At 52.1% G+C, this 13,605-nt stretch carries 14 protein-coding genes; 10 read left to right on the top strand and 4 right to left on the bottom strand.

Going from position 1 to position 13,605, the window contains the following annotated elements:
• Positions 1–109: 109 nt before the first annotated feature.
• Positions 110–412: a transposase gene (locus FBY10_RS05250; RefSeq protein WP_065949522.1), complete on the bottom strand. Its 303-nt coding sequence runs from the start codon at positions 410–412 to the stop codon at positions 110–112.
• 312 nt (positions 413–724) lie between these two features.
• Here FBY10_RS05250 and eat point away from each other — a divergent pair, with 312 nt between their 5' ends.
• On the top strand, positions 725–2,089 hold the full coding sequence (gene eat, locus FBY10_RS05245) for an ethanolamine permease (RefSeq protein ID WP_145334742.1): 1,365 nt from the start codon (positions 725–727) through the stop codon (positions 2,087–2,089).
• A gap of 110 nt (positions 2,090–2,199) precedes the next feature.
• Positions 2,200–2,367 (top strand): DUF2897 family protein, encoded by a 168-nt coding sequence (locus FBY10_RS05240; RefSeq protein WP_081044204.1) that lies wholly within the window; start codon positions 2,200–2,202, stop codon positions 2,365–2,367.
• A 6-nt stretch (positions 2,368–2,373) separates the two neighbouring features.
• On the opposite strand, the gene FBY10_RS05235 is transcribed toward FBY10_RS05240, so the two are convergent.
• Positions 2,374–3,222, bottom strand: a complete 849-nt coding sequence (locus FBY10_RS05235; RefSeq protein WP_145334745.1) for a DUF1989 domain-containing protein — start codon at positions 3,220–3,222, stop codon at positions 2,374–2,376.
• A gap of 438 nt (positions 3,223–3,660) precedes the next feature.
• Here FBY10_RS05235 and FBY10_RS05230 point away from each other — a divergent pair, with 438 nt between their 5' ends.
• Genes FBY10_RS05230 through FBY10_RS05195 form a run of 8 tightly spaced genes read left to right on the top strand, consistent with a single transcriptional unit; the run spans position 3,661 to position 11,042 of the window.
• Positions 3,661–4,077, top strand: coding sequence for an FdtA/QdtA family cupin domain-containing protein (locus FBY10_RS05230; RefSeq protein ID WP_145334748.1), 417 nt, complete (start codon positions 3,661–3,663; stop codon positions 4,075–4,077).
• Positions 4,062–4,730: an acetyltransferase gene (locus FBY10_RS05225; protein WP_145334751.1), complete on the top strand. Its 669-nt coding sequence runs from the start codon at positions 4,062–4,064 to the stop codon at positions 4,728–4,730. The genes FBY10_RS05230 and FBY10_RS05225 overlap by 16 nt, the downstream gene beginning before the upstream one ends.
• Before the next feature lie 9 nt (positions 4,731–4,739).
• Positions 4,740–5,660, top strand: a complete 921-nt coding sequence (locus tag FBY10_RS05220) for a hypothetical protein (protein WP_145334754.1) — start codon at positions 4,740–4,742, stop codon at positions 5,658–5,660.
• Positions 5,654–6,595, top strand: coding sequence for a GNAT family N-acetyltransferase (locus tag FBY10_RS05215; protein WP_145334757.1), 942 nt, complete (start codon positions 5,654–5,656; stop codon positions 6,593–6,595). The genes FBY10_RS05220 and FBY10_RS05215 overlap by 7 nt, the downstream gene beginning before the upstream one ends.
• Entirely contained in the window at positions 6,588–7,694 is a 1,107-nt protein-coding gene (locus FBY10_RS05210; RefSeq protein ID WP_145334760.1) for a DegT/DnrJ/EryC1/StrS aminotransferase family protein, read from the top strand. The genes FBY10_RS05215 and FBY10_RS05210 overlap by 8 nt, the downstream gene beginning before the upstream one ends.
• Positions 7,691–8,935, top strand: coding sequence for an O-antigen translocase (locus tag FBY10_RS05205; RefSeq protein WP_145334763.1), 1,245 nt, complete (start codon positions 7,691–7,693; stop codon positions 8,933–8,935). The genes FBY10_RS05210 and FBY10_RS05205 overlap by 4 nt, the downstream gene beginning before the upstream one ends.
• Complete coding sequence (locus FBY10_RS05200; protein ID WP_145334766.1) at positions 8,932–9,858, top strand: glycosyltransferase; 927 nt, start codon at positions 8,932–8,934, stop codon at positions 9,856–9,858. The genes FBY10_RS05205 and FBY10_RS05200 overlap by 4 nt, the downstream gene beginning before the upstream one ends.
• A complete protein-coding gene (locus FBY10_RS05195; protein WP_145334769.1) occupies positions 9,855–11,042 on the top strand; it encodes a hypothetical protein in 1,188 nt (395 codons plus the stop codon). The genes FBY10_RS05200 and FBY10_RS05195 overlap by 4 nt, the downstream gene beginning before the upstream one ends.
• A 40-nt stretch (positions 11,043–11,082) precedes the next feature.
• Here FBY10_RS05195 and FBY10_RS05190 read toward each other — a convergent pair whose 3' ends face one another.
• Both FBY10_RS05190 and FBY10_RS05185 read right to left on the bottom strand, forming a co-directional pair.
• The gene (locus FBY10_RS05190; protein WP_145334772.1) at positions 11,083–11,421 is read right to left on the bottom strand and encodes a ComEA family DNA-binding protein; all 339 of its coding nucleotides are present in this window, start codon (positions 11,419–11,421) and stop codon (positions 11,083–11,085) included.
• Between the two features lie 108 nt (positions 11,422–11,529).
• Complete coding sequence (locus tag FBY10_RS05185) at positions 11,530–13,524, bottom strand: nucleoside-diphosphate sugar epimerase/dehydratase (RefSeq protein WP_145334775.1); 1,995 nt, start codon at positions 13,522–13,524, stop codon at positions 11,530–11,532.
• Positions 13,525–13,605 lie beyond the last annotated feature (81 nt).

The following is a 13,605-nucleotide window of genomic DNA, read 5'->3' as shown; positions in this document are numbered from 1 at the left end:
TCAGGATTTGCTCTGCCTTGGCGCTGGCGCCAGGCGTAGAAGCTACTGCGGTTGACCCCAAACGCCCGGCAACACCTTTTAACGCCGTACCGCTCATCCAGCTCATCGATCAACGTGAATGATCTTTGGCGTCCAAAAGCAGGAGAGCACTGGCCTTTTTTAGAATTTCGATATCCAGGTCTTTCTCTCTTAGCAGAGCTTTGAGCCTCTGGATTTCTCGTTGATCAGCAGTAATCGCCTTGGCCCCTACCGGGGTCGAGCCCAAGCGTTCTTTTTGCACTTGATCGACCCAGCGGCGCAGTGCTGTGGGGCCGATATCCAGGGTGGCACAGACTTCGGTAACCGGCTGACCTTCATCCAACACCATGCTGGCAGCCTTGAGCTTGAACTCACTCGAATAAGATTTACGCATATCCAAACACCTCAGATTTGGGCGCTATCATAGCGCCCGATTGAAGTGTCCAAAATCATTAGGCCAGTTCAAGCCCCCTCCCACACTTGGGCCGGATACATCTCTGGAATACGGTCAACATGTGGGAGGGGGCTTGCTCCCGATAGCGCCGACACAGTCGCCACCGCACCCATCTGGTGCAACACGGGAAAATTTCAAACGCCAAACCATCCCCCACACGACAGTCGCGCCGCTTTACGACAATGATTCTCAGGCTGGCATGGCCGCTGCAACACCTTGAATCATTCCAAACCGTTCAGGGAGCGCAGCACGATGAACACACAACTTAAACCCACCTTGGGCACTCTGCATTTATGGGGCATTGCCGTCGGGCTGGTGATTTCCGGGGAATACTTCGGCTGGAGCTATGGCTGGGGCGTGGCCGGGACCTTGGGCTTCCTGGTGACCTCGTTGATGGTCGCGGCGATGTACACCTGCTTTATCTTCAGTTTCACCGAGCTGACTACCGCCATTCCTCACGCAGGCGGGCCGTTTGCCTACAGTCGTCGCGCGTTTGGTGAGAAAGGCGGCTTGATCGCAGGCCTCGCCACACTGATCGAATTTGTCTTCGCTCCGCCCGCCATCGCCTTGGCGATCGGCGCTTATCTGAATGTGCAGTTCCCGGCCCTGGACCCCAAACACGCGGCCGTTGGTGCCTACATCGTGTTCATGGGGCTGAATATTCTCGGCGTGAAACTCGCCGCGACCTTCGAGCTGGTGGTATGCGTGCTCGCCGTCGCTGAACTGCTGGTGTTCATGGGTGTGGTCGCGCCCGCGTTCAGCTTCAGCAACTTTGCCTTGAATGGCTGGGCCGGCTCCGACACCTTCGGCGCCCCGGCGATTGCCGGGATGTTTGCGGCGATCCCGTTTGCCATCTGGTTCTTCCTGGCCATCGAAGGCGCGGCCATGGCGGCCGAGGAAGCGAAAGATCCGAAGCGCACCATTCCAAAGGCCTACATCAGCGGCATCCTGACCCTGGTGATCCTGGCCATGGGCGTGATGTTCTTCGCTGGCGGTGTGGGCGACTGGCGCACCCTGTCGAACATCAACGATCCACTGCCGCAGGCGATGAAAACCGTGGTGGGCGACAGCTCCGGCTGGTTGCACATGCTGGTGTGGATCGGCCTGTTCGGCCTGGTGGCGAGCTTCCACGGCATTATCCTGGGCTACTCGCGCCAGTTCTTCGCCCTGGCCCGCGCCGGTTACCTGCCATCTTTCCTCGCCAAATTGTCGCGCTTTCAAACACCACACCGGGCAATCATTGCCGGTGGCGTGGTCGGCATCGCCGCGATCTACAGCGATGGCCTGATCAACCTGGGCGGCATGACCCTGACTGCGGCGATGATCACCATGGCGGTATTCGGCGCCATCGTGATGTACATCATGAGCATGCTCAGCCTGTTCAAACTGCGTAAGACCGAGCCGCTGCTGGAACGTACCTTCCGTGCGCCGGGTTATCCGATTGTGCCCGGCATTGCGTTGGTGCTGGCTGTGGTGTGCCTGGTGGCCATGGCGTGGTTCAACACGCTGATCGGGCTGATCTTCCTCGGCTTTATAGCCGTGGGTTTCATCTACTTCCAGATGACCGCGCAGGACCGTGCCGATGCACCGGCAGATGCAATGTTGACCGGGCTCTAAGGTTTCGAGGCAGAACGGGCCTACACTGAACTACTCAGAAAGCCCGTAACTCAAAGTAGTTATTACCGTGGGAAAATTCTCCCACGGCAATCTGCCTCAAGGAGAGCCTTATGCCGTGGTATGCGTGGTTGATTATGGTAGTTGCGATCGGGTCGATCGTCGGAGGGCTGCTGATGCTGCGTGACAGCGCCAACAAGGTGGAGCTCACCGACGAACAACGCAAACGCGTGGCCGAGCGCAATGCCCAGGCGGACGCCAAGGACGCGCAGGACCGCTAGGACCGTTTACTCCCAATCCGCCTTGGCAATCTGCAAACCGTGCTGCCCTTTATAGGCAGCACGCTCCGGCTGGCTCCAGCCGACCAGCAACTCGTCCTCCAACCGGTAGATCTCAACCCCCAGCGGACGGCACACCGTCAGCGGGTCCTGCGCTTCCGGCCCCCACATCGGCAGTGACAAATCCCCGCCTGGGCACGTCGACAGCGCGCACAGCAAATCAATCTCGGCAAAAAACTCCAGGTAATCGCCCTTCTGCGCTGGGCAGGCTTTCATGAAGTACATATCGTCGTGATTGAGGCCCGTGCACTGGAAGATATTCAGCACGTCATGCACATCGAATTCCGTCAGACCGTGAGGCAAAACCGCACGGGTCAGGTTCGAGTGGCAATGGTGGTGGAAATCCTCGCCCGTGAGCATGCGGTTCACATAGGGATCGCAGCGCGTACCGAGCAAATCGTGCAGACGGCCACCGTGCTCATCGATGCCATAACCGGCCAGGCTGTCATCGGTGATAGTCACAAGGGGACGCAGAAAGGGCAGGTTCGACCACAGCCGGTCATGGGTGCTCACATGGGCACCCTGCAGCTGGCGGGTGCGCGCCGCCCATAGGCGTTCGCGGGGATCATTCGCGTTCCACACATTGAAATCGCCGACCTGCGGACCGACCGGTGTGGTGACGCGAAACACATACCCGGCCGGTACCTTCCACGCCCTGCCCGTGCGGATTGGGATTTCGAATCGTTCGATTAACGTACGCGGATTCTTGTGATCGCGAATGCGCTCATAGAAGGCGGTGTCGACCTGCAGCGCGGCGCCTTTGCTGACTTGGTAAGCGGGCGGGTAATTTTTGTACATGATGGACGCCTCGACTGGGGAATTTTCTACATAATAGATGATCATCATTCATGCCAGTGCTGAGGAGTATCAGGACCGAAGGTTTTAAAGTGGGATCGGAAACCGCTTTTGTATGGGTATTTATCATACCCCGTGACATAATCGACCTTTTTCAAGCTATAGTCTGGGTTTCCATCCAAAGCCACTTTTTGTCAATTCACGCAGATGCACGATGAACCAGAGAGCACCCTTTCGACGAGAGACGCTGAAGCCGGACGGACCTGACTCTTTGTAACTACACAGGTGGCGTGCGGCCTACTGTGAGCGTGCCGCAATGGTGAATGGCTCATCGCTTGTAATGAAAGTGACATGTATGGGTATGGAATTTAATTTACTTACCTCACTATCATAGCTCATCAGTGCGGGTAAACAGAGTAAATATGAGACATGGTGGATGAAATGGAATTGATCAGATGGCTGGATTTTGAGCGACTGGGCGATAACCGAGGGGAGTTGATCGCCATCGAAGTTGGCATCGACAAGATTATCCCTTTTGAGATAAAGCGTGTTTATTACATCTACGCTACAGCCCCCGGCATCAGCAGGGGGTTTCATGCCCATCGAAATTTAAAACAAATTGCGATCTGCGTATCCGGCACCTGCAAGATGGTCTTGGACAATGGAACTGTTCGCCAAGAAACCATTATGAACAGCGCTACCCGCGGGCTGGTTATCGAAAGTATGGTATGGCGGGAAATGCATGACTTCAGCCATGACTGCGTATTGCTGGTGCTGGCAAGTGAACATTACGAAGAATCCGACTACATAAGATCTTATGAGACTTTTCTTGAGGAGCAAGCATGTCTAAAAAACTGATAATCGTTGGGGCGGGTGAGTTCGCCATGATTGCTTATGAGTACTTTACGCATGACTCTGATTTTGAGGTCTGCGCTTTTTCCATCGAGAAGGAATACCTCGAAAATACCACGCTGTACGATCTCCCCATTGTAGAGCTGGAATCAATCGAAACTAAATTTCCACCCGCCGACTATAAAGTCTTCATCGCGATACCGGCCTCGCAACTCAACCGACTGAGAACTCGTCTGTATGGCTTGATCAAGTCCAAGGGCTATACGTGCGCCAGCTACATTAGCTCCCGTGCGTTCGTGTGGCACAACGCTCAAATCGGCGAAAACTGCTTTATTTTCGAGAACAATACAGTTCAACCATTCGTATCGATTGGGAACAATGTGATTCTCTGGAGCGGCAACCATATCGGACACCGTTCACGTATCAATGACAACTGCTTCCTCTCTTCGCATGTCGTGGTGTCAGGCTATTGCGATATTGGCGAGTCTTGCTTTCTCGGTGTCAACTCAACACTGAATGATCGTATCAGCATCCCCAAAGACTGCGTGATTGCCTCCGGAACCCTGGTCAATAAAAATCTGCCCGAGCCAGAGCGAATTTATTACGGCTCACCTGCACAGATGCTGCCGAAGAAAAGCAGTCTTAAAGTAAAATTGTAGGGTATTGAGATGCTTTGGAAAAAAATAGGCCAGATATTCGATGCTCGAACCCAGCTTCCTGAGTGGGCAGAGAACTCAGCACTTACACCAACACCTTTTTTATTGAACCCGGATGTCATCAGAATTTATGCCGGATTTCGAGACAAGGTCGGCGTCAGCCGCATAGGTTATGTAGATGTGTCATCACAAAACCCACGCAAGGTGCTGGGAGTGAGCAAAGAGCCCGTATTGACTGAGGGTGGCCCCGGATGTTTCGACGATAACGGCGTCATCATGGGTGACGTTGTGCGCGATGGCGATACGATCAGAATGTACTACGTTGGGTTCCAGATCGTCCAAAAAGCCAAGTTCCTTGCTTTCACTGGGCTGGCAACCAGTCAGGACGGACTTAGGTTCGATCGGGTTTCTGAAGCCCCCGTACTTGATCGCGTGCACCGAGGCCGTACGATCCGCGCAATACATACTGCGATCCATGACGAGGGGCGCTGGAAAGTTTGGTACGCATTGGGAGATGGCTGGTGTGATATAAACGGTGTTCAATATCCTCGTTATAACATCTGGTACACAGAGTCGCCTGACGGCATTTCCTTTCAGGGCCCCCATCATCTTTGCATCGACAATGAAGGTGATGAATATAGAATCGGCAGACCCTCCGTTTACAAGTTAAACGGCGGCTATATGATGTTTTATACAAAAGGCGGAATTACCGGTACGGATTATTTTCCAGGCGTTGCCTACTCCGAAGACGGTATCAACTGGACGCGCAAGGACGCCGAATTAGGCATGTCACTATCCGAACACGCGGGCTTTGACGACCAGCACCTGTGCTATCCGCGCCTGTGTGTCACGGCGGATAAAGTATATGCTTTTTACAATGGCAACCATATGGGCGTTGAAGGTATTGGCCTAATGGAGCTGGTTCAATGGTGATCTGCGAGCTTTATCAACAAGACGCCGAAAGCCAATGGAATGAGTTTGTCAGAACGAGCAAGACACCGCTGTTTATCTTCGAACGCCCGTTCATGGATTACCACGCCGATCGTTTTAACGACTTCTCACTTCTGTTTAAACAGGAAGATCAACTTCTTGCCGTGTTGCCCGCCAACATCGTGGACAACGTTGTGTACTCACATGGCGGTTTGACGTTCGGCGGGCTGATACTTTCGCACAAGGTCAAAGCCGAAAAGGTCATTGAGATACTGCAGACGCTCAAAATCTTCCTGAAAGAAAAGACTGTTAGCCGCCTTGAATACAAGTCGATTCCCTACATATTCACCACCCACCCGGCTCAAGAAGACCTGTATGCGCTGACTATCGCTGGCGCCACCTTGTTCCGCAGAGACATATCCAGCGTCATCGATATGGAGCGAGAGCCCAAGTTTTCAAAAGGCCGAAAATGGCTGATTGCAAGGGCGAAGAAGAACGGCCTATGTGTAGAGGAATCCACGGACTGGTCGGCCTATCACGCACTGCTTTCAAGCGTGCTATCGAGGCACAGCGCCACACCGACTCATTCGATCGATGAAATGGCTCTGCTCCACGAGCGCTTTCCTGAAAACATCCGTCTAAGGGTAGTGCGCAAGGAGGGAGAGTTGATATGTGGTGTGCTGCTATTTGCTTATGAGCAGGTCTTGCATACTCAATACATCGCGGCGAACAAAGTCGGTAAGGAATCCGGGGCACTCGATCTGACCCTGGCAAGCTGCATTGATGAAGCCAAGCGCTTGGACAAGGCGTATTTCAGCTTTGGCATATCGACGGAGCGTGGCGGACTTTACTTGAACACCGGGCTAATCGCACAAAAAGAGAGCTTCAGCGCCCGGGCTATCGTGCATGACTTTTACAGGCTGGAATTGAATGATTAAGTTTTTGGAGCTGAAGCAAGTCAACGATCAATACCAGGCAGACATCCTGGCAGCTGCCGAGCGCGTGATAAAGTCCGGCTGGTATATCAAGGGCGAAGAACTCGAACAGTTTGAACAGGCATTTGCCGCGTACTGTGGCACCCAGTACTGCATCGGTGTGGGCAATGGTCTGGACGCACTCACCCTTTCCCTGCGCGCATGGAAAGAGCAAGGTCGGATTAACGACGGCGATGAAGTCATCGTCCCAGCCAATACCTACATTGCGAGCATTCTGGCCATCATTGAAAGTGGATTGACGCCCGTTCTCGTGGAGCCACGCCTCGAAACCTACAATATCGATCCTCGACAAATTCAACAGAAGATCAGCGAAAAAACCAAGGTTTTGTTGCCTGTCCACCTGTACGGTAAATTGGCCGAGATGGACAAAATCAATGATATCGCCAAGGCTCATAATCTGCTGGTTCTCGAAGATGCTGCGCAGGCGCATGGCGCAGAGGCTTTAGGGAAGAAGGCCGGAGCCTTTGGAGATGCCGCAGGTTTTAGCTTCTATCCTGGAAAAAACCTGGGTGCGCTGGGCGACGGCGGCGGCATCACTACCAATGATGCTGAGTTTGCCGACATTGTTCGATCCTTGGGCAACTACGGTAGTGAGGCGAAATATCAACATCGTTATGCGGGGATTAATAGCCGACTGGACGAGCTGCAGGCCGCGATGCTCTCTGTCAAGCTCAAGCACCTCGATAATGAAAACGCTCGCCGGCGAGCGATTGCAGCGAACTACGTTGCTAACATCGATAATCGATTGATCACGCTGCCGCATCTCGCTGATGACAAAAGCCAGGCCTGGCACCTGTTCGTTATCCGATGCGACGACCGCACAGGGTTCATGTCCCACCTTTCCGATAACGGTGTGCAAGCACAAATCCACTACCCCACCGCTCCGCACAAACAAGTAGCGCTGCGCGGGATGACGACTGAAAGCTTCCCGATCACCGAGAGCATACACGACACAGTGGTGAGTTTGCCGTTGAATCCCACAATCAGTGATGATGAAGTTTCGCACGTCATAGAAGTGTGCAACGCCTACGTATCGTCATGAAGCTGATAAAAACAAGTCTATTGAGTGGTATAGCGTCGCTGGTAAAAATATTTACGCTACTCGGCATAAATAAGGTGCTCGCGATCTATACCGGTCCGTCGGGCTACGCTCTCATAGGCCAACTTCAAAATGCGGTACAGATTTTCTCAACATTCGCAAGTGGCGCAGTCAGCACCGGCGTCACCAAATACACGGCGGAGTATGGACAGGATCCTTTAAAGCAAGAAAAGGTCTGGCGCACGGCTTTCAGCATTGCGCTATCGGGCAGTATCATCAGCGCGATATTTATTATTGTGTTTGATAAAGAGCTCGCAGAATTCTTTCTTGGGGACAGGTCCTACAGCAAACTTTTCATTGTGTTCGCCATCGGGCTGATGCCGATGGTGGTTAACACCCTGCTCCTGGCCATACTCAACGGCAAGAAGGAAATCAAGGGCTATGTGATCGCAAATATTCTGGGCAGCCTGTTCTCATTGCTCTTTACTGCGGTCCTGGCTTATTGCTTCGACTTTCTTGGAGCACTGATCGCTTTGGTGTCTTATCAGTCAATTGCCTGTTTGTTCACATTGGGCGTTTGCTTGAAAACCAGTTGGTTCAGACTCGGTATATTTGCCTTCGAGTTTGATCGCAGTGCGCTGAGGAAGCTCACCGGTTTTACATTTATGGCGCTGTGCTCTGCCATATGCGTTCCGTTGAGTTCCCTGTTTATCAGGACTTACCTGAATGAATCCTTGAGCGCCGAATCTGCAGGCTATTGGGAGGCGATGACTCGGCTAAGCGGCGCGTACATGATGGTGGTCACCATGACACTGAGCGTGTATTACCTGCCCAAGCTGTCGGAACTGACTTCAGCCAGCCAGATCAAACACGAAGTGATGTCCGGCTATAAAATAATTCTGCCTGCTGCCGCGCTGCTATCGCTGGGCGTTTTTGTTTTTCGCGATCTTATTATCTGGATATTGTTTACCAAGGAATTCGCACCCATGCGCCCGTTGTTTACGTGGCAACTGGTTGGCGACACCATGAAAATAGGCAGCTGGATTTTGTCCTACTTGATGGTTAGCCGAGCGATGATCAAAGAGTTCATCATCTCTGAAATCATTTTCTCCATAACGCTATGCCTACTGGTCGTGGCATTCTCCAACGCCTACGGTTTGATCGGGGCGTCAATGGGCTACTGCGTAAACTACATAGCCTACTGGATATTTTTGTATTTCTTCGTGTGGCGGAAAATTAATTGAGCCTTAAGTCAAGCGTAATGTCGCCCTCACCTGCACAACCACTCGTCAGCGTCGTGGTCATCGTTTACAACCAATCGAACTATATCAAAGAGTGCATTCAATCAATTTTATCGCAAGATTATACGAATATTGAAATCATCATCAGTGATGACGCTTCCAAAGATGGTACCGACGCACTCCTCCAGGAGATGCACGCAGCCAACCCTGAAAAAATAATACTCAACCTAGCGCCTGTTAACCACGGAATCACAGGTAATTGCAATGCGGGGCTGCGTCTTGCAAAAGGTAAATACGTCGCCATGTTTGCGGGCGATGATTTGATGCTGCCCGGGCGAATCACCCAACAGGTCGAGTTCCTGGAGCAGCATCCCGAGTTTTCTATCTGCGGATCCTATGTCCAAATTATTGACGGACAGGGACGTGCGGTAAAAATACAGAAAGATAAATTCAATAAACGCAACCCTGTTTACAAACTCGACGAATTGATCGCCTCCAATAACTCCCTGGTGCCCGTGCCGGGCTTTATGGTGAGAGCTGATCGAATTCCTGCCTCTGGTTACGACTATCGCTTGCCTAAAGCATCAGACAGCCTGTTCTACTACCATATCGCCAGCAAAGGCGATATTTACATATTAAAAACACCGCTGACGCAATACCGCGTGCATGAGAGCCATGCGTCAAATATGGGCTACCTGGATGACAGCCTAGTTTCACTGGCACTGTGCGAGTTTTATTTCCCCGGACTGTACAGTGCTATAAAAAAAGGCAAAAGCAACCTGTACTACTCATACGCCCGGCACCTGCACAAGGTGAAAAAGGATTATAGCGGCGCCCTGAAATATATTATCCGCTCGCTTCTGGGAGACTTGAGCTTCAAAAAATTACTGGCATTGGCGCTGATTATATGTCGGATTGATCGATGATTGAAATTTCAGAAACGCATCCCTCACTGCAAAAGCAAACCTATCTCTGGGCGATGGCAACCTGGATCGTCATTGCACTAAACCCCTTTTATATCTGGGGGTACACACCTCAGTTTCAAGCGTTGATCGCGGGTGTGTGCCTGGTACTTTTTTCCCTCAAGAAAAATATTGCGCTACGCGAATACTTTTTTGGCTTGCTTTTCTCGTTAATGGTTTTTCTGTTTTACTACTTTTATGGTGCGAGCATTTTAGGCTGTTTATATTTCATGGCCGGCTATTTGATTTTTTATTGCATACCCCAGAACGAAGTTTTGAGTATTTTCCGTAAATCAAAACGGCTGATTGCCATTCTCCTGCTTCCTGGTATATGCATCTGGTTTTTACATCACCTAAGCGGTGACAATAAATTATTCTTACTGGGTCCCCTGCCTGAGTACAAAATCCCCGATCAACTAAAAGCTCAAAATGGCGTAGGCTATTTTGTTTACCCTACTACCGTGGTTTTGGATTATATGCTGGACAATCCATTTTATCGGTTTTTTGGCTTTTTCGATGAGCCTGGAGCGCTGGGTACCTTCGCCGCCCTGCTGCTGGCGGCAGACAGGTTCAATCTGAAGTCACGCAGCAACCTCATCATATTTATTTCCGGGATTCTAAGTTTGTCCATGGCCTTTTTCATATTAAGCCTGGCTTACTTTGCCATCAAAGCCGTGCGTGGTAACAAACGCAACATAGTGCTGTTGAGCGTCATGGTGGCACTCGTCATGCTGTCTGCACAAAATGATTATTTGAAGACCGTGATGTATGACCGCTTCGCCTATAAATCGGAGGGGCTGGCAGGAGACAATCGCAATACCGATGGCTTCAACAAGCTATTTGCTGAGTGGCAATCGTCCGACACACGCTCACTCATATTCGGCAGCGAGAAAGAAGACGACAGTGGCTCCGCCAGCTTCAAAAAAATCATCTTTCACTCGGGCATTCTGGGCACAGCATTCTTCGTACTGACGCTATTGGGCTTTGCGCTGAGGCATAGGGTGCTCTCGAACATGAATGGCATGGCTTTTTCGCTGCTATTGATATTGTCTATTGTTCAGCGCCCCCTGGTTATCGCACCCGCTTTCCTGCTTCTGATTGCGGCTGCGGGCTGTAGGGAAATGTCACTTAACAAGTCCCCACTATAGTCAGGAACAGGCCGGCCAATGACCGGCCTGCTTGATTGGGTTATTTGATTTCCAATCTTTCGCGATTTTTCTCCATCAGCGCCTTGCCTATTCCCTTCACCTCGAGCAGTTCATCTACAGCCGTAAAAGGCCCATTGCTTTCTCGATAAGCCACAATCGCTTTGGCTTTAGCCGCACCAATACCGAATAGGTTTTGTCGCAACGTTTGTGCATCGGCAGCGTTGAGATTGACCTTGGCATTTTGCGCAGCAATGTCTATCTGAGCAGAGGACTGGATTGGTGAATCAACATTGAGGGAGGGTGCAGGAGCAGCCGTGCCCGCGAGTGAGAAACTGCTAAGCACGGTAAAGACGAGGGCGCAAAGGTATGCGTTTTGCATTGGTAACACTCCATGGCATCTAGAAGAGAAAGCAGCTTTCCGAAGCTGCTTTTTCAAACTAGAAGATCTTTGGAGAACGTCAAAAATGGCTGAGTAACGAGGTATTTCTCAGAGTTCAAGGCGGCGTTGCTGATAGATCCAATCGACAATCTCACCTTCCGGAGAATAGCCGCTTACGGTGTCCCTCAGGAGCTGGCGTACGCGCGTGTAATCATGCTGATCCACGGCGGCAAGCAGTTGCTTCAACATGCCCTTGAGCAGATCCCAGGAAAGATGATCTTCGTTGGCGCTCATGATCATCGGGTGCTGGGTGGCAACGACGTTGTCACCGATCAGTAACTCCTCGTAAAGCTTTTCACCAGGACGCAATCCGGTGTACTCAATCGCGATGTCACCAAGGGGATTTTTTTCGGAGCGAACACTGAGACCGGAGAGATGGATCATCTTTTCCGCCAGTTCGGTAATTTTTACCGGCCCCCCCATGTCGAGTACGAAAACATCTCCGCCAAGCCCCATGGAGCCAGCCTGGATCACCAGTTGGGCTGCCTCGGGAATAGTCATGAAATAGCGCGTGATCTTCGGGTGAGTGACCGTCAGTGGCCCGCCGGATTTGATCTGCTTGTGAAACAACGGAATCACCGATCCCGACGATCCCAGAACATTACCAAAGCGAACCATGGTGAACCGGGTCTTATTGACGCGCGATACATTTGCAATGTCACCAAACAACACCGGCGCCAGCTCACGACTGAGGGCCTGCAGTGTCATCTCGGCCAAGCGTTTAGTACTGCCCATCACGTTAGTCGGGCGAACCGCCTTATCGGTGGAAATCAGTACGAAGTTCAATACGCCGGCCTGCAGAGCAGCCTGGGCAGTGTTCAAGGTACCGATCACATTGTTAAGTACGCCTTCGGCAATATTATGCTCGACCATCGGTACGTGCTTATAGGCCGCTGCGTGATAAACCGTGTCCACGTGCCAGGTTTTCATGATGTCGAGCAACTTCGCCTCATTGCGTATCGACCCGAGTATAGGCAGTACACGAACCGGCAATGACTCCCGGACGATCCGTTGTTCGAGTTCCGACAAAATACTGTAAAGGTTGAACTCACTGTGCTCGAACAATAACAAGGTGGTGGGATGCAGTGACAAGATCTGTCGGCAGAGTTCGGAACCGATCGAGCCGCCCGCCCCGGTGACCAGTACGGACTGCCCCTTGATGCAGTGTTCCAGCAGCTCCTCCTGGGCCGGCACGGCGTCGCGCCCCAGCAGGTCGGCGATATCCACTTCCTGAATGTCGTCAACCTTTACACGGCCGCTTGCAAGATCCATAAAGCCGGGGACGCTGCGCACATGCAGTGGGAAACCTTCAAGAAAGCCGAGAATTTCACGGCGCCTGCCACGGTTGGAAGATGGAATTGCCAGCAGGATTTCCTGCGCCCCCGTCGCGTCGATCATGCGTTGAATGTGCTGGGGTTTATACACTTGCAGCCCGGAGATGACACGATCAGAGATGCTGTTATCGTCGTCGATAAAGGCGACAGGACGCATGACTCGGCCCATGCGCAACGCAGCCACCAATTGGTTGCCCGCAGCGCCTGCACCGTAGATCGCGACCCGCGGCAAGCCGTCGTCACGGCTGGTGAACGGCACATGCTGAGCCGCAGCGAACCAGTCGCCCAGAAAGTATTGCCGCATGGCCAGACGCAGTCCGCCGACCATGATCAGGCTAAGCCACCAATAATTGAAGATGATGGAACGTGGCACTACGTTCTGATGGTTGCTGTACCAGTAGACCACCACACCCAGAATCAAAGAGGAGAGACTGACTGCCTTGATAATCGCAATCAGGGCGTCGTTGCCGAAGTACCGCATGACGGCGCGATACATGCCAAAACGCACGAACAGTGGAATAGCGACAACCGGAGCGCAGAGGAACAACCATTGGTGCAGAGCCGCCGGGTTTATCATGTCGTCCACCCCGAGGCGCACGACAAACGCCATCCACAGGGCGAACCAGACCAGCAGGATATCTGTGATGACCTGCAGAATGCGTTTGCGCCTGCGAGGAAGCGCCAGCAGGTAAGATCGAACTTTACTCATAACCCTTTATACACCTCTAACGCTCCTGACCTGCTCTGCATGACCAGCATTGAACACTTGAATGGCCTTATTGCTCCGCAC

The organism is Pseudomonas sp. SJZ103 (genome assembly GCF_007828335.1).
In the GTDB taxonomy this organism is placed as follows: Bacteria; Pseudomonadota; Gammaproteobacteria; order Pseudomonadales; family Pseudomonadaceae; genus Aquipseudomonas.
This window is presented reverse-complemented; position numbering and strand designations above follow the sequence as displayed.